This is a genomic window from Acinetobacter psychrotolerans, assembly GCF_048552595.1.
Classification (GTDB): Bacteria; Pseudomonadota; Gammaproteobacteria; order Pseudomonadales; family Moraxellaceae; genus Acinetobacter.
The window spans coordinates 38,742-64,962 of record NZ_JBIMDK010000017.1; the positions used below are offsets into that span (position 1 = coordinate 38,742).

Genomic DNA, 26,221 nt, shown 5'->3' on the forward strand with positions numbered 1-26,221 from the left:
TCCTTAATTAAATACAAAACCGCCATTCACAGGAATATTCTGCCCTGTCACAAAAGAAGACATATCTGAAAGCAGATAAATCGCTGTGCCGTTCACATCCTGTGGTAGTTGCTGACGTTGTATTGCTCTTCCATTGACATACAAATCATGACGCGACTGCGGTACATATTCTGTCGCTTCAACCAAAGTTAGGCCTGGACTAACAGTGTTAACGCAAATATTGTCTGCGCCTAACTCACTGGCCATTGAACGTGTCATAGATAGAATTGCACCCTTACTGGCCACATAAGCCATCAATTTCGGTGCGCCCCATAATGCGGTGTCGGAGGAAATATTAATAATTTTGCCCTGACCTGAAGCCTTCAAATGCGGAACACAGGCTTGTGAAACAAGCCACGTACCTTTCACATTGACCGTCATGACACGATCCCAAAGCGTTTCGTCGTATTCCATCATGTCTACACCACCAACGCCTGTTGCTAGCGCAGCGCAGTTGATTAAGCCATCCAATCCGCCGAGTATACTCACTGCTGTTTGTACTGCTTGCTGAATAGATTTTTTCTGACTTAAATCAATACTAACAGCAGAAGTATTCAAGCCTATACTCGCTAATTTCTCAGCCTCTCCTTGCACCAAATCTGCCAAGACATCCGCCATAACGACTCTAGCGCCTGCTTCCGCAGCAGCTTGAGCGAAATCACGACCTAAGCCACGTGCCGCACCCGTCACAAGAATGCGTTTGCCCGATAAAATCTGCAGGCTAGCCATTGGCAGCTTCCTTCATTTCAATACGATTTTTATTTTGATCAAGCTGAAGTGCTGCAATTTTTTTAATTTGCTTCTCAGCTTCTTTTTTCATTAAACGGCGCAAGCGAGATAATCCAACATCGTGTTGATATAAAAATTCGTGTTGACGTGCATTGGGTGCCATATTTTCAAGAATTATGCGATCTTGTTCCAAAACATCCCAATGCAATTTTTCAAGATGATTACGGTACATGAAGCGCCATACATTACGTTGCCAGCCCGAAACTTTACGGCAACGCCAGAAGAACACACGTGTATTGTTGGCATCAATTGGGGTTGCAAAACCAACAATCCAAAATTCACCACCCGGCCCAAAAGACTTGCGGTATGGAATAGAAAGACGTAGCCAAGCCGCACCAGTTTGACCATATTCAACCCAGTCAAAGTTCACACCTGTTTGACCTTCTTTTTCAAATACAAAGCCATCTTTGGTCGGACGATGCTTCATTTCAGCTGTTCTTTCACCATCCGCCATAGAGTGTGATGTTGCATGCAAATAGCTTCCATGCATTGGATCCATCACATTATCAATGGCATATTGATGATTCACTTTCCAGTCCGCCATGCATAAGAATGAACTCCATTCTTCACTTACAAGCTGATCTGGTAATAGTAATTCTACTGGTGCTTCAGCTGTATCTATACCAAACCAAATGAAAATTGCATCATGCATTTCCTTGATCTGGTAAGACTTCACACAGTCACTGCCACTTAATGGACAGTCATGAACGGCTGGTACATCTTCAACAACACCATCATGTCGAACTTCTACACCGTGGTACCAACACGCTACACGATCGCCTAAATTCCAACCTAACGACAAACGTGCTCCACGATGTGGGCAGCGATCTTCCAAAGCATGAACATTGCCTTGGTCATCACGCCAAACCACAATATTTTCACCTAAGCGGGTAATACCGACTGGGTTTGAACCTACTTCCCAACTTGCCAATACTGGATACCATTGATCTCGCAAACCCAAATCCAAGTATTGTTCAATATCAATTCCTGTTGTCATGATGATGTCCTTATATCCTATTAATACCCTAAGCGTTGCATCTCTTTAGAGAAGCTTTCGACAGTCCATAAATCGCCAGCGATGTTTCTAAATCCTTGTAGGTTTAAAGCATCAGTCACAGCATCCAGCGCTGTCACATCCTTACTAAATGCTTGAATTAAATGTTGCACAAAATCTAATTCATACTGGCTAGGTGCTTTACTACGGTTTTGCCAAACCAAATGTTCGATATCACCAGGGATTTGAATATTATTAATGCCCGCATCTTTTGAAGGTGTCGCATTAATCCATCTCGCAAGCTTTTCGTTAAATTCTTTCATTCGAATATTTCCTTTTCTTCACTATTTTAGAGTTGAATTTGAACTTCTCCGTTCTCAACTCTGACAGGATATGTACATAAATCTCTGCACCCAGGGCCACTTTCCAAAGCACCCGTTTCTAAATTGAAAATCGCTTCATGTAATGGGCATTCAACTGTGAGTCCTTCAATAAATCCTTCTGTTAATAATGCATATGCGTGGGGGCAAACGTTTTCAACAGCGAAATAATTTTCTTCAATGACAAAGACACCAATCTTTTTGTCTTCGATTTCAATCGCTTTTGGCTCTTCCTCTGCGATTTCATCCACTTTGCAAACAGATATCCAATTCATGCCCTATCTTCCGTGTTTTATATGTAAAACATAATTTAATATTCAAAACATTATGAATAGCATAAGCTTTCACCAATTTAAAAGTCAATTAATATATAGTTATAATTATCAATATGTTACAGAAAATAAACATTTTAAAGGTTTTATATGTAAAGAAAAGTTTTATATACAAACATTGTGATATTGAAAATTGACAGTTAAAATATAATTTAGATATTCCTTTTTTTAAGGAGTTTTCAACATAAATACAGGTCGGCTTGGCAATGAATTCAATAAATACAGATGCACTTATAGAGCAAGAAACTGAATCTAATAATGACGAACGTTACTTAGTGCCAGGCTTAGTACGTGGCTTAGCGGTATTAAAATTATTTGATCAAAATCATCAAGAAATGACGATTTCTGAAATTGCAGAAAAATTAGATGTAAATCGTTCTAGTGCTTTTCGTCTAATACACACTTTAGAATATTGTGGCTATTTAAGAAAAATGTCGCAAAAAACTTATGCTTTAAGCAGTAATGTCATGGAACTTGGTTTTAATAGTCTATCTAAGTCGTCTTTAATAGATTTGGCTTCACCCATCATGCGTGAACTACGTGATAAAATTAAAATTGCCGTGCATCTATCTATTTTAGAAGACACCAATATCGTCTTTATTAGCAATGCACAATCTATCGGGCCATTTACAAGTAATGTGCATATTGGAACGCGATGGCATGCACATGCAACTGTGATTGGTCAATTAATTTTATCCCGATTATCTGAATCTGAAGTTATCAAACGCTATGAAAATTTTACAGATTGGAAAGTGTATTCTGAACGTACGCCGCATAATATTGACTCGTTGTTAATTCGACTAAAAGAAGTCCGCGAACAGCCATTCATGGTCAGTTGGGGGCATTTCAATACTGATATGGCTGCCTGTGCTACCCCAATTTACAGTAAAGCTACCCAAGAAATGACGGCTGTATTGTCTGTAAGTTGTCCTTTAAGTACATATTCTGAAGAAGAATTTAGAGGTCGTATTGCCAAAGACGTCGTGGAATATGCCAAAAAAATTTCTAAGTTTATTTATATTTAAGGCACAAAAATTAGGGAGCCGTAGCTCCCTATCATCAACGGGTTGTCAATTTTAATTTAATCCATTGATTGATTTCTAAAGCGGATCACCCGACACGATCCACTGTATAAATACCGTTTTAAAATAAAAGTACTGAAAAAAAGGGACAAATGTCTTTTTATAAGATTTCAAAAAATTTTTAGCAGAATTCATTTTTAGTTTTGTCTGTTGATTTTTTATTTAACATAAATCCCATTATGCGAATTTGAATTGTACGCCTCATTAGAACATATAAATTTTACCTATAGGAATCGAGTCATCTCAAACTATATTCTTTAGAATACCGAAATACCGTTTTAGCTAATAATGTATAAGTAAAAAAACTTTAACTTGGGCGATTTTTAATCCCTCTACGCTTACTATTATCAAATATCCCTTTACTACTCTGAGATAGATTAGCTTTTATGTATTCCATTAATTACTTAAAGCATCATTCATGGTCATGCTTCAATAAGCATGACCATATAAACCAACCTAAATCTCAGGTATCAACATTTAAATCGAATTAGTCACATTTAAAAATACTGGATAGTTCATTTTTTTTCGTAAATTTGCCCACTAGAGTATTTACTCTTATTTTTTATATGTTATTTTGTAAAAAGAAGTAACTTTGAGTTATTTTCAGTCGTTTAAATCGCTTCTAGATTACTCACTAAGCGCTTAAAAAGATTCATTTTATTATATTAGGGAAAAATTAAAATGAAATTAAAAAATTTATCGATCGCAATTATTGCAGCAACTTTACCAGTTACAAGTGTTTTTGCTGCAGCATTAGACCGTTCTGGTCAATCTATTTCAGCTTTCTTACAGCCAGGGAACTATTTTGAAGCAGGACTTTCAGTTTTAGACCCGACTGTTGAAGGTAAAGAAGCTGGTACAAGTGATACACGTCGACATATTTCTGACATGGGCGATGATTATTATTTCCCATCGGCTGCAATCAAACTTCAACCAACAGACAAGTTTTCTTTTGGTTTAATTTACGATCAACCTTTCGGTGCTGATGCAGCCTATTCTGGTGATAATGCTTTTGTATCTAAGCCAGGAAGTGACACTATTCTAGGTCAAGCAGCTTTAACAAAAATTGCAACCGATAGTATTAATCAATTAGTTAAAGCATCTGGCGCTGCATTTGGTCCAGCTCTTATTGCTGTTACTACACAAACTGGTGGTGATCCAAACAAACCAACTCAAACTGAAGTTTTAGGTGCATTACAGCAAGTTGCAAAAGGTGGTAATGCTATTGTCGCTGGTGGACTAGGTAAATTACAAGCAACTCAAAATGCTTTGAATGCTGCGAAAGGATATTTAGGTCAAGGGAGTACGAGTGTTGAAGTCGATACCCAAAACCTTTCTATGATTTTTGGCTTCCAGCCTGTCCCAAGTATCAACCTTTATGCAGGTGGTGTTTATCAAACTGTTAAAGGAAAAGTAAGTTTACGTGGTCAAGGCTATAGTCTGTTCAATGGTTATGATGCAAATATTAAAGAAACAAGTGGTGTAGGTTGGTTAGCAGGTGCTGCATATCAAATTCCAGATATCGCATTAAAAGCTTCTATTACATATCGTTCTGAAGTTACTCATAAAACTGATGTAAACGAAGAAATGTCCATTACTGATTATCCAGGTTTTACGACAGTTTTGGCTGGTCTAGGTGTAAGTGCTGATAAAATTGCGGCATTAGATACCGATGGAAAAACCAAAATTACAACACCACAATCTGTGAATCTTGATTTACAGACGGGTATCATGGCAAATACTGTTGCTTTTGCTAATGTCCGTTGGGTGAACTGGAAAGACTTTTCAATTCAACCTTATAAATTTGGTAAAATATCGGAAGCTGTAGGTAACTTAGTTGGTCAACCGAATGGTTTTAACCTCGTTGAATATTCAAAAGATCAAATTTCTGCAAATGTAGGTGTTGGTCGTAAAGTGAATGATCAATGGGCTGGTAATGTATCAGTGGGTTGGGACTCTGGTGCAGGTAACCCAGTTTCAACTTTAGGTCCCACAGACGGTTATTGGAATCTTGGTTTAGGTGTTCAATATAGCCCTACTCCATCAACATTTATTGCTGGCGGTGTAAAATACTTCTGGTTAGGCGATGCTAAAGCTCAAACAGGCGCACAAGCAGGCACTAACGAATATGTTGCAGAATTTTCTGATAACAATGCAATCGCTTACGGTTTAAAAATTGGTTATAAATTCTAAGAATTTAAAATCGAAAAAAATCCCACTTTAAGTGGGATTTTTTATTGTATTAAGATTTTAAATAAGCATACATTTGATGCTAAAAATTTTATGGATTTAACCTTAAAATTTTAGCTTTGAAGTGTTAGCACTTAGAAATCGTAAAAAGATACTTCACCGGTTTCTAATGAATATTCAGCACCGACGACTTCAAGTTTACCTTTGGCAATTAAGCTCTCTAAAACTGCCGAACCATGACGTAATTGATTAACCGAAGCAAATACATTCGACTTCACTGCATGCATCGATAATTTTTCTAAATCATCTTTCAGTTCGGTTTGCATCAAAATCTCTACAGACGGACGAACACGATTTACAATTGACATTAAATTGACTGAAGGTGGTGTTTGAGGGTTTTTAAGTGCTTCAATCGTCGAATGAATCGCACCACAATGGTTATGCCCGAGTACAACAACTAAAGGACAAGAAAAACTTTCTGCAGCGAATTCAACACTACCGACTTGAGACGGAGCGACAATATTTCCCGCCACACGAATCACAAATAAATCTCCAAAACCTTGGTCAAATACCATCTCTGCTGGAACACGCGAGTCTGAACATCCTAAAATAATCGCAAATGGCTCCTGACTACCTACCATCTCTAATCGCTGTTGATGCGTTAAGAACTTAGTCAGATTTGTTTCACCATGCGCAAAGCGTTCATTACCTTGTTGCAATCGTTCTAAAGCTTCTTGAGCAGTTAGCATTTGTATGCCATTCCATTGTGTGGAGATTGTTGTTGATTTTAATGCTGTATAATTTGAAAGTCACTGACTAAAAATAAACTCTGTTACAATATTTGTTAATTGTCATTACCTTTAGGAAATTAACAAAATTTAGTGATTAAAGTCACATATTATTGATGATTTATAAAAATAACCACATAAAATACGATTCATCCTCTTACTTTATTTTTAAGCCTTGGTAAAAAATATACAAATATGACCATTTTGGCGAATGCTGAAAAATTAATGATCATCGATAATCATTTTGCTTTATATAATGGCAAGCCATTAGCGAGGAAACCTTGAATGTCTGAACTGTCCAATAGAAAATTTCTACAATTTTTCAGTAGTATATTATTAAGCATATCTTCAATTGGGATGCTTTCTTTCGTTAGTCACGCTTATGCAGCAAGTAATACTCCTGAATATGTCGATTATTTAAAGATTGTACAAGAAGAACGTGCTTGGGCAGGCTTAACCACTAAGACATTACGTGTGGGAGATGTAGTTTGGGCATATAGTGAAGGCGGCGATAAAACAAAACCTACCGTTTTGTTGATTCATGGCTTAGCCAGTAGTCGCGATACTTGGAACAATGTAGCGAAATCATTAACGCCTTATTATCATGTCATTATTCCTGATTTACCTCTAGCCGGTAACACTCAAGTCCCTGCAAATTTTGATCTCTCCGTTCCCAATGTAACTGAACAACTTCGACGTTTTATTGAAGCAGCACATATTCAAGATAATCTGAATATTGCAGGACATTCGTTAGGAGGAACAATTGCGATGTTTTATGCATCACAATATCCCTTTGATACTAAAAGTTTATTATTAATGAGCACAGGTGGAATTTTTAAAAATAATAATACCAACTATTTAAAAAACCCAATTTATTTAAAACAATTGTTGATTACTCAAAAAGGTGATTTAAACTTTGTCCTAAACAAAGTCATGTTTAATCAACCTTTTACAGCAAGTATTATTAAAGAAGAACAAGAAAAGATATTTATTGCAAGATCGGCAGAGACAGCAAAAATTATCAATCAAATTGATGCCTTAAATCGACTTTATACACCAATGACATTCACCACAATGCTCAAAAATATTGAAGCACCTACGATGATTATGTGGGGGCAGCAAGATCAAATTATTAATGTTGAAGTGGCAAATGAATTAAAGTCGACACTCAAAAGACCGACAGAACCCGTCATTCTTAATCGTGTCGGGCATATGCCATTATTAGAAGCACCTGAGCGTGTTGCAGAAAATTATTTAGCTTTTTTAAATAAGGTTCAACCCATGCTAAATCCCCTAGCCGATCAGAAAATGTATAAATAGAGCCTGATAATATGAAAAATAATCTCATCGAACAGCTTATAGATGCTCAATTGGCTTTTTTAGATCAAGAATTTTCTCAAGCTGAAACGATTAAAATAGAATTTACCGAATTTTATCATTGGTTTAGAAAACAAAACTTGAAAGATATTTGGACGTTTGAGCAAATTAATCATTTGATCCAAAAACAAATTTTAGCAACACCATCAAGTAGCTCGTTGATTGAACAAATTTCAGAACATATTCGTTTTGCATTGATTCATCCAAGTAACGATAACACCTTGATTGAAGACATTATTCCAGTAACAACTATTGATAAAATTGCACAATATATTACAAGTAAATCGGGGCATCGCCAAGCATTGATTAAACGTGTTGTGAATAATGCTGCTTTTTCTACCATGCTAACTCAACTTATTCATCATTCGATTCAAGACTATATTGATAATTCTGTGATGAATAAAAAAGTGCCTGGTGTGGGTCGCTTTATGAAAATGGGAAAATCCGTTTTAGAGTCAGTTACAGATACCAACTTAGATGATACTGTTAAACATTATCTTAAAAAAAATATTATTAAAATTAGTCAATTGAGTGAGCAAGTCATCAACCAACAATTTGATGATAATAAGCTCTATCATTTCCAAGCCAATCTTTGGCATAAAATTAAAAAAGTGCCTGTCGGTACTTTACGCCAATATGTTGAAGTCACCGATCTACCAAAAACTGTGGAAATGGGTCATGAAATTTGGGAGCATATTCGCCAAACAGATTATCTAAAGCAACAAGTTCATGATGGTGTTTTTGCATGGTACGTTCGTAATGAACAACGCCCTTTTGACTTGATACTTAGAGATATTAATATTGATGAAAGTTTGGTTCAAAATCAATTACAAGTATTGCTTGAGCCTGTACTCCAAAACATGATTTCTTCGGAACATTTAAAATCACGTGCGCGTATTTATTTAGAAAAATTCTATTATTCAGATACAACTTTGAAAATTTTAAATGTAGAAAAAGGCGCTTAAAGCGCCTTTTTTTTAATTGATCATTAATTAAAAATTTGCGATGAAACTAATACCGTAACGACGCCCGTCGAGAACTTGATCACCGTCCGCATCTTCAGCTTTTTCATCTAAAATATTATATACGCCAAATTTACCTTTTAAGTTTTGAGTAAATTTGTAGTTAAATCCAACATCTAAGAATTGATACGCAGGTGTTGGTTCAGACATCGAGGCACGACCTAAATAAGCAGATGATTGACTTCGATGATGTAAACGCGTCCAAACATCCATTGCATCATTAATACTGTAATCTACAGTTGCATTAAACATATGCTTAGGTATTTCATTTAAAGGTTGTCCTTTTAAACTACCCGATTTTTGCTCAGTTTCCGTATATGTATAATTCGTACTTAAGTTAACACCATCAGCAAGCTCTGTATCAAAAGTAGCTTCTACACCGTGCATTGTTGCTTCGTCCACATTAATTCGTGAACTAATAAAATTCCATAATCGAATATCACCTGTTTTCGGATCTATACGTCCAAATGGGTCTTCACATGCCCATGTTGCTGAATTACTATTACTACCATTCGGTGATGAGCATTCACGAATTTCGGTAATTTTGTCTTTGAATTCTGTAAAAAAAGCAGTAACTGAAGCTTTAGATTTATCACCCTGCCATGCTGTACCAAACTCATAGCTTAATGATTTTTCAGGCTTTAATCCATCATTCCCCATGATAAAGGCACTGCCTTTACCAGTTACAGAATGCACATTACTTGATGATTGCTTTAAATCGGGTTGCTTATAACCTGTAGAAATACCACCTTTGAATGTCCATGCATCGGTTGGGTTATACACACCATATAATCGTGGAGAGAAATTACCATCATAATTTTCATCATGATCGTAACGTAAGCCCGTGGTTAAATTAAATGTATCTGTAATAGACCAAGTATCTTCTGCAAAAATTGCAGCACCCCAACGCTCTAACTCCGTAACAGGCATTTTTGCATTTTGATTTGTTGCTTTATCAACTAAAGATTCATTTTTAAAATAAACCCCACCAATAAGATTGTGGTTGTTTAGCTGCCAATTCCACTGACTATTCGCCAACCAAGTTTCAAGTTCAATTCCACTTAGACCCGTTGAACTATTGATACGATCTGGATTTTTTGAATTTTCATATTGGATATATGAGTTACTACTTAAAGTATCACTGTAATGACCGTTGTGTGTTAAGCCATAAACTTGACGATAATTACGCCCATATGAATCTGCACCTGTACTTAAAATCGTTTTTCCCGCAGTCGATTCAGACTCTTGTTTCATGAAGTTTGCTTCAAATTCAAGGTCATGATCATCATTAATTAAATAGGTCAATCTTGAATTGAGGCTTTCTACATCTGTCCCTCTAAAACCACCGACATAACTGTCTTCTTCACGTTTAGACTTATTTACGCCAAGTTGCATACCCAATTTATTGGAAATTAAAGGACCTGCCAAATAAGCAGAGCCATTTTTAATGTCGCCAGAATTGCCTTGATCTTGGATAACTGTGCCTAACTCGACCGTACCCGACCATTCATCACTTACTTTTTTAGTAATAATATTGATTACACCACCCATGGCATCAGTACCATATAAAGTCGATGCAGGACCACGAATCACTTCTATACGCTCAATCGCAGCCATTGGCGGTAAAATATTTTTTTCAAACCCGCTATCATCGCCATTTGGATTCACATCTTTAGAGAACTGACGCTTCCCATTCACCAAAAACAACGTATAACTTGAGCCCATTCCACGAATGCTCACCGTCTGTGCCGAACCAGCCCCTGAGATTACAACCCCTGGCGTATTTCTTAACACATCCGTAATATCATTATACTGACGCTTTTCTAACTCTTCTCGACTGATCACAGTCATCGATGCAGGTGCATTTACTACATCTTGTTCATAACCTGCCGCAGTCACAACAATAGTTTGTAATTTGGCTAAATCATTCGTTTTAGATTCTATTTCACTTGATTTTTTTTGTGAATCTACTGCATGTGCAGCATTTATCATAATACAAACAATCGAGAGAGATAAGACAGATTGGATAATGCGGCTTGACATAAAAGTATTCCAAAGAGGCTGATTTATGAACAAATACGGGAGATTTCGATACGCAGTTTAACAAACAGATATACTAATACAATAAATAATGGTAATAATTCTCATTATTAGTATTTATTTGTTTAATTAATGCTCGATTATTTTTAATTCTTAAGGATTTTTTAAGATTAGATATATTTTTTAATTAGCCGATATCTAAATATAAAAAAACCTCCGAAATTCGGAGGTTTTCTACAACACTTTTCAAATATTGAAGCTCATTATTTAAAATAAGCGCCTTCTGCTTGGCTGTGATCCGTTTGGTCAACAACACGAGCAAGTTCAGGAACATGCTCACGTAATGTCTTTTCAACACCTTGTTTCAAAGTTACATCAATTGCTGAACAACCTTGGCAACCACCACCAAATTTGAGTACAGCTGTTAAACCGTGTTCTTCATCTTCAACAACTTCTACCAATGCACAATTTCCGCCATGACCTTCAAGTCCTGGGTTAATTTCTGATTGGAGCACATAAGTAATACGTTCTTCGATTGAAGCGCCAGGACCTACACGTGGAACTTTTGAGTTTGGTGCACGGAACGTCAACTGACCGCCAAAACGGTCTTTGTTGTAATCAATGACCGCATCTACTAGATAAGGAATAGACGGCGCATCGATAAATGCAGGGAATTCAGCATAGTCTTGTTTGTAATCTGTGGGCGCAATTTCTTCAGGTGCACTATATGCCATACAGCATTCAGCACGAGGAGTACCCGCATTTTCAACAAATACACGAACGCCAATTCCCGGAGTGTTTTGCTTCTCCAAAAGATCTTTTAAATACTCTTGTGCATTCGGAGTAATTAATAAATTTGGAATTTCTTCTGCAACTGCAGTATTGGTGTTCTCAGTCGACATAACTCTATCCTCAAGCTGAAGTCGGTATTTTAACTGAAGATGAGGTCAAATTAAAAAAAATCAACTAAAATTGTCGGAATTAATTTAGATATTTATTTTGCAGAGAAAATTATTGATAAAAAACCACCCTGTTCAGAGTGGCGGAGGGAAAAACCTTAAATTATCTGTTGCTATAACAGATATTTCAGCAGATATTCAAATGGACAGTGCTTCATCCATGCAACGGGATCTGAATATCTGAACTGAAGTTTATTATTGTTCTTTTTTCAATCTCTCATTTTTAAAAAACATAGCCTAGATTAAGCAGAAAGCCTTTTAACCCTTTATCTGCATGGGTATAAGTAACACCCGCACGATATTCATCTACCCATGCTTTCTTTTTCTGATTTTTAAACCCTAGCGATGCCGAAATATCATGTGAAACTTCGGAGAATAATTCATCACCATGATAGTCAGTTCTTGCAAACTGGAATTTTGCAACCAAAGGACTATTGTTCACACTACGACTTAGCACATGGCTATATTCCGCACCATTTCTATAGACAGTATTCTGTAAATCATAACCGCTGTTAAAATCTTTAATTTTAATCGGATCGGTCTTATAATATGACACCATATTAATGATTCCGACACTGCTACGCTCATTCAGTGGAAACTGTAAATTACTCCCAAGCCCTCCCCCATAAATCAGTGCAGCTGTTCCGAAATCTTCAGAAGCAGTAACTCCACCGCGAATCTGTGGCATCAAATACCAACTAAAAGCATGATTCGAAGTCACTTTAAAATTCAGACCAATCCCCAGATTAACACTGCCTGTTAGTGAACCTTCGGTATCTACGAGCGTCAATGGCATATCAACCGCAATACCCATATCTTTCGAATCAAACCAATGCGCATAATTCAATGGTAAGTTATAAACATCTACCCCATAACCAGCCTGAGTATAGCGACCAAAACGCGGCATAATTCCAATGCTGCCTGAAGTGCTTTTAATACCTAAGGTTTGATTACTGGTCATATCTGAAAAACTGTCTGTAGATGATACAACCATTGTGGATAATAAACTGGTTGGATTACCTGCAACGGGGTCAATAGGTGAGTGTTTTACCCATTCCTTAGTTAAAGCCTTGAGTAAGTTTTTATCCTCGCCTTTTAAAGCATCCAAAAATGCATCTTTAGCATCTTCTCTTGAGCCATTAACTTCACCATAACTGCGAACGATTCCAAGTGATGGAATAGTGAAGTTCAACTTGCCTGAATTTTCAGCAAAATCTAGTTTTACATCAACGCCTCTTAAATCTAGTTTTGCAGCAACCTGAGTTGTATCACTGTAATTCGGGAACATTTTCAACATCTGCGCTGTATCGTACTGATCTGCCACATTCGAAATATTGTTATAAGTTAATATTTTCGCAGCTTGATCTCCCACCTGAATTTCAGAAGTAAAAATTTCTTTAGCGTGTGCAGAACCTAGTCCTGTAATACATAAGCCTGCAAGCATCCAACCCCATACTTTTTGCTTCATTGTCATTCTCCTATTCACAACTGCTCATCTCGAACATTAAAAAATTATATTTTTTAAACTTTCTATCTCGTTGTTGTGTAATTTATTATTTTTCAAAATTAAAGCTATTCCTCAAATGAGGGATAGCTTTTTTATAATCAATGCTTTTACATAATCTAACAAACTATCTATCTGATATTACTTAACTATTAATTTATCTATTTTTAACATTAGAATTCATTATTTTTATAAATTTATGCATAAAAGCATTTTTTTGAGCACAACTAAGGAAAAGACTAAGTGGCTTAAAGTAGATCTGGCGGACTATCATCATTTCAAACACCCATAAATTCAGACTATATCCATTCTTTCTCTTTATATTCCAATCTCTATTCTGTACTTTATACATATAAGAATCGTTGTCTTGATGAGACAAATTTTAGCAAAAATTTATACTGAATTTCGTACAACTTAACGATTTATACAATCAATATTCTTTCATTTTTTAATGGATAATTCTCTCAATTTTGGCATCTTATGCCACCATAAACTTTAACTTGGCATGGATAATGTATACATCTGTATATTAAAGACAAATTAAAACGAGATATTTTGCATGTCCATTTCAAATGAAGGTTTACAATTCCCTATCGACCCAATTAGCCAAAAATCAAGCTCTTCCAATGTTGGTAAAGAAATCATTGCCGAAGCATTATCACTTGTTGATAATCGCACTTCGCAACATGCTTTAGATGAAAAAAACTGGCGACAAAATTATCCAACTTATTTTAAAGCTTTGGTCGAAAATGGCATCAAATCAGTCAACAATCCGATTACCATTGCTAAACAAGGCTTACATAAAGCTCAACATAGCTTTGATTTTTTTAGAGATAATCAAAGATATTCACTCAAAGATGTTATGTCTGTTCCACTTACAGAAAAAATTAAAACACATATTTTCAAAGGTCAATCCGATACTGCACCGGAATGGTTTGTGCCGTATCGTGGGCAAAATTTAAAAGGTCAAAGCTTACTCAATCAAATTCAACTTTGGGAAAATACGGGAATTATCGAAGCTAGCCATGCAAAGGCTTTACGTGAGGTGAATGCGCATCCTGAATGGTTTGATTTATCAGACCGAACCATGGTGTTATTTGGTGCTGCATCTGAAGCAGGACCATTGACTTGGTTATCTCGTTGGAAAGCCAATATTATTGCTATTGATTTACCCAATGAACGTGTTTGGGAAAAAATACTCAAAACGATTCAAAATGGTAATGCCACTCTCTATGCACCTCATTTTGAACACATTATAGATGCAGACAAGATTGACGAATTAAAAGCAAAATTAGGTACTAATCTGCTCACTCAGATTCCAGAAATTACCCAATGGCTCTGTGATAATCCGCACAAACTAGATTTAGCATCTATTGCTTATTTGGACGGTGAAAAACATGTCCGTGTTTCCATGGCAATGGACAGTATTATGAGCCATGTCAGTGAGCAAAAACCTGATTCTTCACTGATGTATATGTGTACACCAACTGATGTTTATGCCGTACCAAAAGAAGTGATTGAAGGTGCTACAGATAAAAACTTACAACGCTCAAAACTAGAGATTATTTTAAGTAAAAGCATTGCTACACTGTCCATGAAGCAATTTTTTAAAGATAATAATCAAAAGCTTATTTTATCGGACAATGGTAAATCCTACGGTATTGCAGACTGTTTAGTGGTTGAACAAGGCCCAAATTATGCTTTGGCAAAACGCATCCAACAATGGCGTGCAACTTTAGCAAGACATCAAGGTCAGCGTGTCAGTATTAATATTGCACCATCTACAACGACCTATTCAGTCACCAAAAACCCATTACTCAAAGCGGCATTTAATGGCGCAAGTCTTTTTGATGTAGAAGCATTTAGCCCTGAAACAACCAATGCCATCATGGCGGCATTATGGATTCATGATTTAAAAAATCCTGATTCTGTTTCTAACCCTGAAACAACAATGGAACATCCTTTAGAATTGATGATGGAAGGTGCAAATCACGGCGGTTTATGGCGAGTTGCTTATCTTGCACGTACAGCACTACCTTTTGCAGCAATCTATGGCTTTGCAACAGATAAACTCCCTATGAAAAAATTCTTTGGAAAATTGAAAAAGTAAGCTTAGCTATTTTTTCGTTGCCGAATCATAAGTTTTTTATTGTGAATAGCTTTAGATTTCAAAGTCTAAGTGTTTTTTAATATTTTACAGTTTATTGAACTGCTGATTAATTTTACTTTCAAATAGTTAAGTGCATAAAAAACGCTGCAATCGCAGCGTTTCTTTTAACTTCAGTTCTAAGCTCAAAGTTAAGCTAAATCACAGATTAAAATACTTTCAATAATAACCAGTACAATACACCCGATAAACAAATCGTTGCGGGTAAGGTAAAGATCCAAGCCGAAAGAATGGTGCGTACAGTCGCAAAATTCAATCCAGATTTATTCGCCACCATAGTACCTGCAACTGCGGAGTTTAAAACATGCGTTGTAGAAACTGGCATACCAAAACCATCAGCTGCTGCGATTGTGGTCATTGCCACAAGCTCTGCCGACATCCCCTGACCATAAGTCATGTGATGCTTACCAATACGTTCACCAACCGTCACAACAATACGTTTCCAACCCACCATTGTTCCTAAACCAAGCGCCAGTGCAACGGCAACTTTTACCCAAGTTGGAATATATTGTAGGAACGAATCTAAGTTTTTACGATATTCTTTAACTACTTTTTGCTGTGATTCATTCATTTTCGGCAGTTGTTCTGCTTTATCTAAACGTTTGAATGCAGTCGTGCTTAAGTACATATCATTACGTAATAATGAAACTTCAGCTTCTGGAATATCTTTCAAATTTCCATACTGACCAACACGTTCACCCAAATGATCTGTCAAACTTGCCAAAGCTGGAACAACTTCAGGCGAGATTTCTTTGGTTTGAATATATTTGGTAATGGTTGTACGTGCTTGTTCATCTGAAATATCTGTATGCTGCGTATAAATCGCTGCTGCAGTTTGACTTGATAACTGAGAAAAAGACTGTAAATGTTGATGGTCTAAATTTTTATTCAAAGAATAAGCAAGTGGAACTAAACCTATCAAAATCAACATGATCAAGCCCATACCTTTTTGCCCATCATTTGAACCATGCGCAAAACTTACACCGGTACAGGTGAAAATAAGAATGGCACGAATCAGTGGCGGTGGTGGTTTATTACCTTCAGGTGGTTGAAATAATTCAAGTTGATTCTTAAATATTTTCTTCACCAATAAAAATACAACCGCGGCAAAAGCAAAGCCAATCAATGGGGAGAATAATAAAGCCTTACCCACTTTAGTCACTTGATCCATGTCTACACCACTTGCACCACTTGAAGCGTGCAAAATGTAGTTCATGATGCCTACACCTAAAATCGAACCGATTAAAGTATGCGAGCTAGACGCTGGAATACCTAAGAACCAAGTTCCTAAATTCCAAAGAATTGCAGCAATTAACATGGCAAAAACCATGGCAAAACCTGCGCCGCTTCCGACATTCATAATCAATTCAACAGGAAGTAATGCAATGATACCGTATGCAACTGCACCACTCGCAACCATTACTCCAAGAAAATTACAAAAACCTGCCCACATCACTGCGACAGGCGCAGGCAAGGCATTGGTATAAATAACGGTCGCTACAGCATTGGCTGTATCGTGGAAACCATTCACAAATTCAAAGCCTAAGGCAATGAATAAAGCAGTCGCTAAAAGCGTAACAGAATATAAACTTAAAGGTGGTACATGCGATAAATCTGCATTTAATTGCACACCAATATAGATTAGTGTGGCAATGATAATCGTCAAAAACACCGGCATAAAAAATTTCGGTGTAGGTGCGTGAACATTGGTCGACTTTACAGTGTTTGAATGTTCAGAATCTGAGACGGGAGGTAAATTCGAATTCATGCAGACGGTAAGAGGATAATAAAATCCCCTTATTGTTCAATTTAATTGTGACAATTATATGACAGATAACTGCCTTATGAAGTGAATTTTTAATTATTTCACTCCATAATTTTGCAATACTTTTGAACCAAATATTATTTTTATCATTTAAAATCATATGCTTGTTATTTTAAAGCTTTTCTATTTTGACAAAAATAAGACATTTCTTGATCCAATAATATTTGTAATATTTCTGTCAAATATTACAACTGACCACTTTAACAACATCATATTGCACTGCTTTCATGACAATTTAATGAAAAAATAACCATCTCATCGATATCATTTTAAATTTCTGCCCATAATGCTCACGTCTCAAACTTTTGCAAATGTAATACCAATAATGAATCCTTATAAAAGGTGACGTATATCAATAAATTTTATAAGCATTCTTCTGTATCCTTACTAGTTATAAGTAATTGATCTAATCATTCTGCTTATCAACAATACCAATTTTTCAAATAAAATATTCTCATCATTAAAAGAGCAATAAAATCTAGTTGAAATCAGCTTTTACAGCATTCGCATAGAGTATCTGATAATATATTGCACGTTTTGAAAACCTGTCTGAGAGTTTTAAATGTCGACACTTGCCACCCTAAAATCGCTTCTCGCTCAACGTATCCTGATCATTGATGGTGCGATGGGAACGATGATCCAACGCCATAAACTGGAAGAAGCCGATTACCGTGGTGAGCGTTTTGCCGATTGGGCATCTGACCTGAAAGGTAACAATGACCTTTTAGTGCTGACTCAACCTCAGATTATTCAGGATATTCATGAAGCCTACTTAGATGCAGGCGCTGACATTATTGAAACCAATAGCTTTAACGGCACACGTGTTTCCATGTCGGACTATCACATGGAAGATTTGGTTCATGAGATTAACTTTGAAGCAGCACGTATTGCCAAGACAGCTTGTGCAAAATATTCAACACCTGACAAACCTCGTTTTGTTGCAGGTGTCTTGGGGCCAACATCACGTACTTGTTCAATTTCACCAAATGTAAATGACCCTGCTTTTCGTAACATTACCTTTGATGAGCTAAAAGAAAACTATATTGAAGCTGCACACGCCCTCATTGAAGGCGGTGCGGATATTCTGCTGATTGAAACTGTATTTGATACACTGAACTGTAAAGCTGCCATTTTTGCAGTAAAAGAAGTCTTTAACCAACTTGGTCGTGAATTACCATTAATGATTTCGGGCACGATTACCGATGCTTCTGGTCGTACTTTAACAGGTCAAACTGCGGAAGCATTTTGGAACTCTGTACGTCACGGCGATTTATTGTCGATTGGTTTTAACTGTGCGCTCGGTGCAGATGCAATGCGTCCACACATCAAAACTGTATCTGATATTGCAGGTACTTTTGTTTCGGCGCATCCAAATGCAGGCTTACCGAATGCTTTCGGTGGTTATGATGAAACTCCTGAAGAGACTGCCGCATTCCTAAAAGAATTTGCCGAAAGTGGTTTGATCAATATTACAGGCGGTTGTTGTGGTACTACACCTGATCATATTCGTGCCATTTACAATGCAGTCAAAGACATTAAGCCACGCCAAGTACCTGAAATTAAACCTGCGTGTCGTTTAAGTGGTCTTGAAGCATTTAACATTGATGATAACTCACTGTTTGTGAATGTTGGTGAACGTACCAACGTCACAGGTTCGAAAAAATTCTTACGTTTAATTCGTGAAGAAAACTTCACGGAAGCACTTGATGTTGCATTACAACAAGTGGTTGCAGGCGCGCAGGTCATCGACATTAACATGGATGAAGGCATGCTCGATTCGCAAGGTGCGATGGTGCATTTCCTCCATCTCATCGCATCTGAGCCTGAAATTTCCAAAGTACCAATCATGATTGACTCATCGAAATGGGAAATCATTGAAGCAGGTTTGAAATGCGTACAAGGTAAGTCAATTGTTAACTCAATTTCCTTAAAAGAAGGTTATGACGAGTTTGTGCATAAAGCACGTTTGTGCCGTCAGTACGGTGCCGCTATCATCGTCATGGCATTTGATGAAACTGGTCAGGCGGATACTGCAGCACGTAAACGTGAAATCTGTAAGCGTTCATACGACGTACTTGTCAATGATGTCGGCTTCCCTGCTGAAGATATTATTTTTGACCCGAACGTGTTTGCAATTGCAACAGGTATTGAAGAACACAATAACTATGCCGTTGATTTCATTGAAGCAACAGGCTGGATTAAACAAAACTTACCTCATGCAATGATTTCGGGCGGTGTGTCTAACGTATCCTTCTCTTTCCGTGGCAATGAACCTGTTCGTGAAGCGATTCACTCAGTATTCCTTTACTATGCCATTAAACAAGGCATGACCATGGGGATTGTAAACGCAGGTCAAATGGCGATTTACGATGATATTCCTAAAGAATTAAAAGATGCTGTTGAAGATGTTGTACTGAATCAGAATCAAGGTGAAAGCCGACAGGATGCTACGGAAAAACTACTTGAAGTTGCAGAACAATACCGTGGTCAAAGTGCTGCACAAAAACAAGTTGAAAACCTAGAATGGCGTGATCAACCAGTAGAAAAACGTCTTGAATATGCATTAGTTAAAGGCATCACGGCATTTATTGATGTTGATACAGAAGAAGCACGTTTAAAAGCCAAACGCCCTCTCGATGTGATTGAAGGCCCACTCATGGACGGCATGAACGTGGTGGGTGATTTGTTCGGTTCAGGTAAAATGTTTTTACCACAGGTGGTGAAATCTGCCCGTGTGATGAAGCAAGCCGTAGCTTGGTTGAACCCGTACATCGAAGCTGAAAAATCGGGTAGCCAATCCAAAGGTAAAATTTTGATGGCAACGGTGAAAGGCGATGTACACGATATTGGTAAAAATATCGTTGGCGTAGTGCTCGGTTGTAATGGTTATGACATTGTCGACCTTGGAGTCATGGTATCTGCCGAGAAAATTTTACAAACAGCGATTGATGAAAAAGTCGATATTATCGGTCTTTCAGGTTTAATCACACCGTCATTGGATGAAATGGTTTTCGTTGCCAAAGAAATGCAGCGTAAAGGCTTCCATGTACCATTGATGATTGGTGGTGCAACCACTTCTAAAGCGCATACTGCTGTAAAAATTGATCCACAATATTCGAATGATGCAGTGATTTATGTGGCGGATGCCTCTCGTGCAGTGGGTATTGCGACAACGTTACTTTCTAAAGACATGAAGCCTAAGCTTGTTGAGGAAACTCGTGCTGAATATGAAAAAGTGCGTGAACGTATTGCCAATAAACAGCCGAAAGCTGCCAAGTTGTCTTATGCTGAATCCATTGAAAATGGTTTGAAAATTGATTTTGCTGCAAATACACCTGCTGTGCCGAATTTGCTTGGAACAAAAGTTTTAACCCATTATCCGCTTGCAACTTTAGTGCCTTATTTTGACTGGACGCCATTCTTTATCTCGTGGAGTTTGGCAGGTAAATTCCCGAAAATTCTTGAAGATGAAGTTGTCGGTGAAGCAGCGACTGATTTGTATAATCAGGCGCAGGAAATGCTTAAAGATATTATTGAGAATAATCGTTTCGATGCTCGTGCAGTATTTGGCATTTATCCTGCGAATCGTTCTGCAGCCGATTCTGTTGAAGTATTTACGGAAGATGGTCAGGCTGTAACGCATACTTTCCATCATATTCGTCAACAGTCGGATAAAGTGACAGGTAAACCAAACCTATCACTTGCTGATTTTGTTGCAACGAAAGATCAGGCGAATGACTACTTAGGTGGTTTCACTGTGTCAATCTTTGGTGCGGAAGAAATGGCACATGAGTATAAGGCCAAAGGCGATGATTACTCTGCGATTCTTGCTCAGTCTTTGGGTGACCGTTTTGCAGAAGCTTTTGCGGAGCATTTACATGAACGTATTCGCAAAGAGTTCTGGGGTTATCAAGCTGCTGAAAACTTATCGAATGAAGAGCTGATTAAAGAGAAGTATGTCGGTATTCGTCCTGCACCGGGTTACCCTGCTTGCCCTGAGCATTCTGAAAAAGCGACTTTATTTAGTTGGTTAGATTCCACAGCGAAAATTGGCACTGAGTTAACTTCTAGTTTTGCAATGTGGCCACCTTCTTCTGTCAGTGGTTTTTATTATGCGAACCCTGAAAGTCAGTATTTTAACGTGGGGAAAATTGCAGGCGACCAGCTTGATGATTATGCAAAGCGTAAGAACTGGACATTGGATGAAGCGAAGCGTTGGTTAGCGCCGAATTTGGATGGTTCGGTTTCTTAAGTTTTTTAAATCTCCCCTAACCCCTCTTTGAAAAAGAGGGGGATTTCATGTGATTTAATGAATTACGTGACAGCTCCTCCCTTTTTTAAAGGGAGGTTGGGAGGGATTAAATTGATATAATAATACATCTTGAATTTTCTAATAAAACGACAATATAAAGATCAATTACACTATTGAAAAATATTAACTTATGCTTGTATATAAATATCGTGGTGGCTCTTTTACAAGAGATTTAAAATCATTAAAAAATGATACATTTTGGGCTTCAAATACAAGTCAACTTAATGATCCATGTGAAGGACTTATTAGTATTAATGATATGGAACAGCAATTAAATCATCTTAAAAATATTTTTTATCAACACTCAGATAACTTAGCATTAATTGAACAAAGGTTTCAAAACATCCTCGATATGAAAGATACTAAACTTGGTATATTTTCATTAAGTAAAACTTATCGTGATGAATTACTTTGGGCTCATTATGCGAATAGCCATAAAGGCTTTTGTATTGAATATGATTTAGAAAAACTACTATCAAGGCAAAATCCTAAACATAGATGTTTTGATGTTCAATACACAAATAATATTCCAAATTTAGATTTTTCTCAGCTTTTAGGTCAAACAAATCCTGATATTTTAATTAAAAAAATGCTTGGTTATAAATCACAGAGGTGGGAGTATGAACAAGAGTTAAGAATCATCACAGAGAATCAAGGTATAAATACTTATGACTATAGAGCTGTAAAAGCCATATATTTTGGTCTCAAAACACCAAAATCTACAATTTCCAAAACCATAAAAACATTACAAGGACGTAAAATAAAATATTTTCAAATGCATTTAAAACCTAATTCTTTTCAATTTAAAGCTAAACCATTAGAAGATAAATTTCCAACTGTTTTTAAATATAAATACTCAATATCTAACATTGCACATTTAGCAGTTGATCCATCTACACTTAAATTAGAGTATCTACATTTTGCTCCTTACTTGCAGAAATTAGCCGAGATTATTCGTAGAGAACCTGATTGTTATGAAGTAAGTTACATTGATCTAAGCCACTCTAAAAGTACTTTAGCTAACCCAATCTTCTTTGCACAATATAAAACTGCTGAAAATGATTTATTTACACATACAGTCCATTACTCCACAAAACAGATAGATGAGGAATATTTAAAAATTGATGACTTATAATTATTAATCCCTCCCAACCTCCCTTTTCCAAGGGCGGAGCTACACAAATTCAATCCCACTATTAAAATCGTGTGAAGTCCCCCTTTGAACAGAGGATTTAAGAGGATTCCAAATTTTGAGAAGCTGCCCAATAAATCACTTCAATCACTGCATCAATATCCCCCAACACCTGCCTATTATCAAACCTCAAAACTTTTAATCCCAACTGAGCTAAAGCCTCATCACGTATACAATCCGCTTCTAAGCCTTCATTTGTATAATGCTGACTACCATCACACTCAATGACCAAACTCGCAGATGCACAATAAAAATCTACAATAAAATTTAAAAGCGGTTTCTGCCGATAAAACTGTAACCCTAAAATTTGCTTACGGCGCAACTTTGACCAAAGTAGCAATTCTGCATCAGTCATATTATTTCTTAGATCACGAGCAGGTTGCTTAAGGTTTTTATTATAAGGTTTCATATTTATTCTCTTTTATTTGAATAGATTCTACAAAAAAGCCCGCTTTTCAGCAGGCTATAATGTTCAATTTAAAGACTAATGTGCATGCCCTGCGCCTACATTACCTTTCGGTCTAGGACATAACCATATAATCAATCCTGCAAAAATAAAGATCATCGCAAAAATTAAAAACACATGATTAACAGACAGCGTTAACGCCTCTTTATCCACCAAACTGGAAATTGTACCCAAAGCCATTTCAGGACTAAAACCACTATTGACCAAAGTACTCTGCGTTTCCTCTACATGCATATTAGAAACTATTTCACTGCGTGCAAGCTTGGTATGGTCATCCCAAATGGTTACAGCAACAGATGCACCGATCGCCCCTGCCATGGTTCGCATAAAGTTCATTAAACCCGCAGCAGATGCCACTTCGTCAGGACGAACCACGCCTAAAGCAATATTCGACAGTGGAATAAAGAAAAATGGTACGGCAAAGCCTTGAATAATTTGCGGTAAAGCCAATGCCATAAAGTCTGCATCACTGGTCCAAAACGAACGCATTAAAGTTACACAGCCTAAAATCATTAGACCAAAACTAGCCAATGCCCTAGGGTCATATTTGGTCGCTAGCTTCGCCACAATCGGTGACATTAGCAAACTGCCAAAGCCCATAGTTGCAGTCAGATACCCTGCCCACGAAGCGGTATAACCTAAATTTATCTGTAACCATTGCGGAATAAGTACAATGCTGCCGAAGAACGCTGCAAAAGCAAAAGCCAGTGACAATGTGGCGACAGTAAAACCTCGATATCGGAAAATTTGAATATTAACAATTGGATGCTTTTCATAATATTCCCAAATAATAAAGGTAATAAATCCAATGACTAAAATCACACCTAAAACGCAGATAAAGGGGTTATTAAACCAATCTCGCTCATGCCCTAAATCGAGCATTAACTGAAGTGCTCCAATCCATATAATCAATAATGCTAATCCAACACTGTCTATTGGACGTTTGATAATGGGGGTTTCAGAGGTTTTCATCAAACGCATCACGCCGACAGCACAAATCACGCCGACTGGAATATTGATAAAGAAAATCCAATGCCATGACCAGTTATCACTGATCGTACCACCTAAAATCGGCCCTAGAATCGGCCCAACAACAGTGGTCATTGCCCACATTCCCATCGCCTGAGAATGTTTTTCGGGTGGGAAAATGCTCATGAGCAAAGTTTGGCTAAGTGGCATAATCGGACCACCAAACAAACCTTGTCCAATACGGCAAATCACCAGCATGGCTAAACTGTTCGATAAACCACAAAGTATTGAAAATACAGTAAAGCCAATCAAACTGATGGTAAATACACGGACTGCACCAAAACGTCCTGCTAACCATCCTGTTAATGGTACACAGATCGCTTCGGCAACAGCGTAAGAGGTAATGACCCATGTCCCTTGCGTACTAGAAACAGCGAGACTACCTGTAATATGGGGTACAGATACATTGGCAATGGTCATGTCTAATACAACCATGAAGTTTGCCAATGCGAGAAAAAAGGCAGCCAGTAATAACTTACCGCCTTTTAGCTCACCCGGAAATGCTGCGGTATTCATAAGCCATTACTTCGAAGAAGAGATATCAACGGATGCTTCCATTGATAAACCGACACGTAATGGGTGCTTTTCTAATTCTTTAGGATCAAGTTGGATACGAACAGGTAAACGCTGCACCACTTTAATCCAGTTACCTGTGGCATTCTGTGCAGGTATTAAAGCAAATGCTGAACCCGTACCACCAGAGAAACCAATAATCGTGCCGTGATACTTAACATCATCGCCATATAAATCAGATGTTAATGTTGCTTTCTGACCAACTTTGACATTTTTTAACTGACTTTCTTTAAAGTTTGCATCCACATATAAAGCATGAATTGGCACGATCTTCATCAAGCTCGCACCTGTTGCAATACGCTGCCCCACCTGAATACTACGACGTGCAACCACACCATCTAAAGGTGCTTTGATTTCTGTACGTTGTAAATCTAATAAAGCTTGATCCAACTTAGCTTGAGCCACCAACACATCAGGAGTAGAACTTTGTGAACTGCCTTTAATTAAAGCTTCATTGGCATCTAAGTTACTTTGCGCAGCTTTACGCTTAGATTCCGCTTGCGCAAGTGCTGCTTGTGCAACATCAACATTGGCTTTGGCATTATTTAATGCACTTTGCGATTTGCTAAATTCCTCTTTAGAAATTGCACCCGAAGCACTCAATTGCTGACGGCGTGAAAACTCTTGCTGTGCTTGTTGATACGTTACATCGGCTTGTGCCACCTGTGCTTTGGCACTGTTAATATCATCTGCACTGACTAAAATTTGTGAGGATAATGAGCTACTGTTTGCCGAACTTTGTGAATATTGACGCTTAGCTTTCATTAAAGCTGCTTCCGCTTCAGCAACAGCTATTTTTGCATCACGATTATCAATAATGGCAAGAACATCGCCTTTTTTAACTTGTTGAGTATCACTGACCAATACTTTTTCAACTTGTCCACTCACCATCGAGGTAATTTCAGCAGTCTCTGCCCCAACATAGGCATTATCTGTATCTACTGTATTACCAAAGAGTAACGTCCAAATTGCAAATAGAATTGCTACTGCAATAATAATTATTGCAAATATTTTCAGCATTTTTTTACGTTTTTGCTGCTTCGCCAGATCCTGTTGCGTTTCATTTAGGTCTTCTGGTGCTGCACTCGTAGTTTGCGCTTCAGTCATCGCATATTCCTAGCTAATCTAGACTTGGTCAAAACAACACACGGCATTCTATTT

The 26,221-nt window shown here is 37.3% G+C and carries 19 protein-coding genes; 7 read left to right on the forward strand and 12 right to left on the reverse strand.

Features of this window, described 5'->3' with window-relative positions:
* Window positions 1-3 precede the first annotated feature (3 nt).
* From ACG94X_RS13530 to nirD, 4 genes are read right to left on the reverse strand one after another with little or no spacing between them, the layout of a single operon-like run.
* Window positions 4-768, reverse strand: a complete 765-nt coding sequence (locus tag ACG94X_RS13530; protein WP_419384230.1) for an SDR family oxidoreductase — start codon at window positions 766-768, stop codon at window positions 4-6.
* On the reverse strand, window positions 761-1,825 hold the full coding sequence (locus tag ACG94X_RS13535) for a Rieske 2Fe-2S domain-containing protein (RefSeq protein ID WP_419384231.1): 1,065 nt from the start codon (window positions 1,823-1,825) through the stop codon (window positions 761-763). Before ACG94X_RS13535 ends, ACG94X_RS13530 begins: the two co-directional genes overlap by 8 nt.
* Window positions 1,826-1,845: 20 nt before the next feature.
* Window positions 1,846-2,145: a recombinase-like helix-turn-helix domain-containing protein gene (locus ACG94X_RS13540; protein ID WP_419384232.1), complete on the reverse strand. Its 300-nt coding sequence runs from the start codon at window positions 2,143-2,145 to the stop codon at window positions 1,846-1,848.
* Window positions 2,146-2,171: 26 nt separating this feature from the next.
* Window positions 2,172-2,477, reverse strand: coding sequence for a nitrite reductase small subunit NirD (gene nirD, locus ACG94X_RS13545; RefSeq protein WP_419384233.1), 306 nt, complete (start codon window positions 2,475-2,477; stop codon window positions 2,172-2,174).
* A 263-nt stretch (window positions 2,478-2,740) separates the two neighbouring features.
* Here nirD and ACG94X_RS13550 point away from each other — a divergent pair, with 263 nt between their 5' ends.
* Together ACG94X_RS13550 and ACG94X_RS13555 are read left to right on the forward strand one after the other, a co-directional pair.
* Window positions 2,741-3,559, forward strand: a complete 819-nt coding sequence (locus tag ACG94X_RS13550) for an IclR family transcriptional regulator (RefSeq protein WP_419384234.1) — start codon at window positions 2,741-2,743, stop codon at window positions 3,557-3,559.
* Window positions 3,560-4,297: 738 nt separating this feature from the next.
* Window positions 4,298-5,809, forward strand: a complete 1,512-nt coding sequence (locus tag ACG94X_RS13555) for a long-chain fatty acid transporter (RefSeq protein WP_419384235.1) — start codon at window positions 4,298-4,300, stop codon at window positions 5,807-5,809.
* 131 nt (window positions 5,810-5,940) lie between these two features.
* Here ACG94X_RS13555 and ACG94X_RS13560 read toward each other — a convergent pair whose 3' ends face one another.
* Entirely contained in the window at window positions 5,941-6,555 is a 615-nt protein-coding gene (locus ACG94X_RS13560; RefSeq protein ID WP_419384236.1) for a carbonic anhydrase, read from the reverse strand.
* A 324-nt stretch (window positions 6,556-6,879) separates the two neighbouring features.
* Between ACG94X_RS13560 and ACG94X_RS13565 the strand changes: the two genes are divergently transcribed.
* Window positions 6,880-7,914, forward strand: coding sequence for an alpha/beta fold hydrolase (locus tag ACG94X_RS13565; protein WP_419384237.1), 1,035 nt, complete (start codon window positions 6,880-6,882; stop codon window positions 7,912-7,914).
* An 11-nt stretch (window positions 7,915-7,925) separates the two neighbouring features.
* A complete protein-coding gene (locus ACG94X_RS13570) occupies window positions 7,926-8,936 on the forward strand; it encodes a hypothetical protein (protein WP_419384238.1) in 1,011 nt (336 codons plus the stop codon).
* 27 nt (window positions 8,937-8,963) lie between these two features.
* On the opposite strand, the gene ACG94X_RS13575 is transcribed toward ACG94X_RS13570, so the two are convergent.
* The 3 genes from ACG94X_RS13575 to ACG94X_RS13585 form a co-directional block, all read right to left on the reverse strand.
* Window positions 8,964-11,036, reverse strand: coding sequence for a TonB-dependent receptor domain-containing protein (locus ACG94X_RS13575; RefSeq protein WP_419384239.1), 2,073 nt, complete (start codon window positions 11,034-11,036; stop codon window positions 8,964-8,966).
* Window positions 11,037-11,296: 260 nt separating this feature from the next.
* Window positions 11,297-11,935 carry a Fe-S biogenesis protein NfuA gene (nfuA, locus tag ACG94X_RS13580; RefSeq protein WP_419384240.1) on the reverse strand — a complete coding sequence of 213 codons (639 nt, stop codon included), beginning with the start codon at window positions 11,933-11,935 and terminating at the stop codon, window positions 11,297-11,299.
* A 280-nt stretch (window positions 11,936-12,215) separates the two neighbouring features.
* On the reverse strand, window positions 12,216-13,460 hold the full coding sequence (locus ACG94X_RS13585) for a hypothetical protein (RefSeq protein ID WP_419384241.1): 1,245 nt from the start codon (window positions 13,458-13,460) through the stop codon (window positions 12,216-12,218).
* Between the two features lie 595 nt (window positions 13,461-14,055).
* Between ACG94X_RS13585 and ACG94X_RS13590 the strand changes: the two genes are divergently transcribed.
* Entirely contained in the window at window positions 14,056-15,606 is a 1,551-nt protein-coding gene (locus ACG94X_RS13590; protein ID WP_419384242.1) for a hypothetical protein, read from the forward strand.
* Between the two features lie 205 nt (window positions 15,607-15,811).
* Here ACG94X_RS13590 and ACG94X_RS13595 read toward each other — a convergent pair whose 3' ends face one another.
* Window positions 15,812-17,431 carry an inorganic phosphate transporter gene (locus ACG94X_RS13595; RefSeq protein WP_419384243.1) on the reverse strand — a complete coding sequence of 540 codons (1,620 nt, stop codon included), beginning with the start codon at window positions 17,429-17,431 and terminating at the stop codon, window positions 15,812-15,814.
* 619 nt (window positions 17,432-18,050) lie between these two features.
* On the opposite strand from ACG94X_RS13595, the gene metH reads away from it, so the two are divergent.
* Together metH and ACG94X_RS13605 are read left to right on the forward strand one after the other, a co-directional pair.
* The gene (gene metH, locus ACG94X_RS13600) at window positions 18,051-21,740 is read left to right on the forward strand and encodes a methionine synthase (RefSeq protein WP_419384244.1); all 3,690 of its coding nucleotides are present in this window, start codon (window positions 18,051-18,053) and stop codon (window positions 21,738-21,740) included.
* A gap of 190 nt (window positions 21,741-21,930) precedes the next feature.
* Window positions 21,931-22,935: a DUF2971 domain-containing protein gene (locus ACG94X_RS13605; protein ID WP_419384245.1), complete on the forward strand. Its 1,005-nt coding sequence runs from the start codon at window positions 21,931-21,933 to the stop codon at window positions 22,933-22,935.
* A gap of 97 nt (window positions 22,936-23,032) precedes the next feature.
* On the opposite strand, the gene ACG94X_RS13610 is transcribed toward ACG94X_RS13605, so the two are convergent.
* The 3 genes from ACG94X_RS13610 to ACG94X_RS13620 form a co-directional block, all read right to left on the reverse strand.
* Complete coding sequence (locus ACG94X_RS13610; RefSeq protein ID WP_419384246.1) at window positions 23,033-23,401, reverse strand: endonuclease domain-containing protein; 369 nt, start codon at window positions 23,399-23,401, stop codon at window positions 23,033-23,035.
* A gap of 75 nt (window positions 23,402-23,476) precedes the next feature.
* On the reverse strand, window positions 23,477-25,003 hold the full coding sequence (locus tag ACG94X_RS13615) for a DHA2 family efflux MFS transporter permease subunit (RefSeq protein ID WP_419384247.1): 1,527 nt from the start codon (window positions 25,001-25,003) through the stop codon (window positions 23,477-23,479).
* 6 nt (window positions 25,004-25,009) lie between these two features.
* Window positions 25,010-26,167 carry an HlyD family secretion protein gene (locus ACG94X_RS13620; protein ID WP_419384248.1) on the reverse strand — a complete coding sequence of 386 codons (1,158 nt, stop codon included), beginning with the start codon at window positions 26,165-26,167 and terminating at the stop codon, window positions 25,010-25,012.
* Window positions 26,168-26,221 lie beyond the last annotated feature (54 nt).

Coding starts and splice junctions, on each gene's coding strand:
- ACG94X_RS13615 (WP_419384247.1), bottom strand. CDS start 25,003: ATGAATACCGCAGCATTTCCGGGTGAGCTAAAAGGCGGTAAGTTATTA.
- ACG94X_RS13555 (WP_419384235.1), top strand. CDS start 4,298: ATGAAATTAAAAAATTTATCGATCGCAATTATTGCAGCAACTTTACCA.
- ACG94X_RS13550 (WP_419384234.1), top strand. CDS start 2,741: ATGAATTCAATAAATACAGATGCACTTATAGAGCAAGAAACTGAATCT.
- ACG94X_RS13570 (WP_419384238.1), top strand. CDS start 7,926: ATGAAAAATAATCTCATCGAACAGCTTATAGATGCTCAATTGGCTTTT.
- ACG94X_RS13595 (WP_419384243.1), bottom strand. CDS start 17,431: ATGAATTCGAATTTACCTCCCGTCTCAGATTCTGAACATTCAAACACT.
- ACG94X_RS13565 (WP_419384237.1), top strand. CDS start 6,880: ATGTCTGAACTGTCCAATAGAAAATTTCTACAATTTTTCAGTAGTATA.
- ACG94X_RS13575 (WP_419384239.1), bottom strand. CDS start 11,036: ATGTCAAGCCGCATTATCCAATCTGTCTTATCTCTCTCGATTGTTTGT.
- nirD (WP_419384233.1), bottom strand. CDS start 2,477: ATGAATTGGATATCTGTTTGCAAAGTGGATGAAATCGCAGAGGAAGAG.
- ACG94X_RS13610 (WP_419384246.1), bottom strand. CDS start 23,401: ATGAAACCTTATAATAAAAACCTTAAGCAACCTGCTCGTGATCTAAGA.
- ACG94X_RS13560 (WP_419384236.1), bottom strand. CDS start 6,555: ATGCTAACTGCTCAAGAAGCTTTAGAACGATTGCAACAAGGTAATGAA.
- ACG94X_RS13540 (WP_419384232.1), bottom strand. CDS start 2,145: ATGAAAGAATTTAACGAAAAGCTTGCGAGATGGATTAATGCGACACCT.
- ACG94X_RS13535 (WP_419384231.1), bottom strand. CDS start 1,825: ATGACAACAGGAATTGATATTGAACAATACTTGGATTTGGGTTTGCGA.
- ACG94X_RS13590 (WP_419384242.1), top strand. CDS start 14,056: ATGTCCATTTCAAATGAAGGTTTACAATTCCCTATCGACCCAATTAGC.
- ACG94X_RS13605 (WP_419384245.1), top strand. CDS start 21,931: ATGCTTGTATATAAATATCGTGGTGGCTCTTTTACAAGAGATTTAAAA.
- metH (WP_419384244.1), top strand. CDS start 18,051: ATGTCGACACTTGCCACCCTAAAATCGCTTCTCGCTCAACGTATCCTG.
- ACG94X_RS13585 (WP_419384241.1), bottom strand. CDS start 13,460: ATGAAGCAAAAAGTATGGGGTTGGATGCTTGCAGGCTTATGTATTACA.
- nfuA (WP_419384240.1), bottom strand. CDS start 11,935: ATGTCGACTGAGAACACCAATACTGCAGTTGCAGAAGAAATTCCAAAT.
- ACG94X_RS13620 (WP_419384248.1), bottom strand. CDS start 26,167: ATGACTGAAGCGCAAACTACGAGTGCAGCACCAGAAGACCTAAATGAA.
- ACG94X_RS13530 (WP_419384230.1), bottom strand. CDS start 768: ATGGCTAGCCTGCAGATTTTATCGGGCAAACGCATTCTTGTGACGGGT.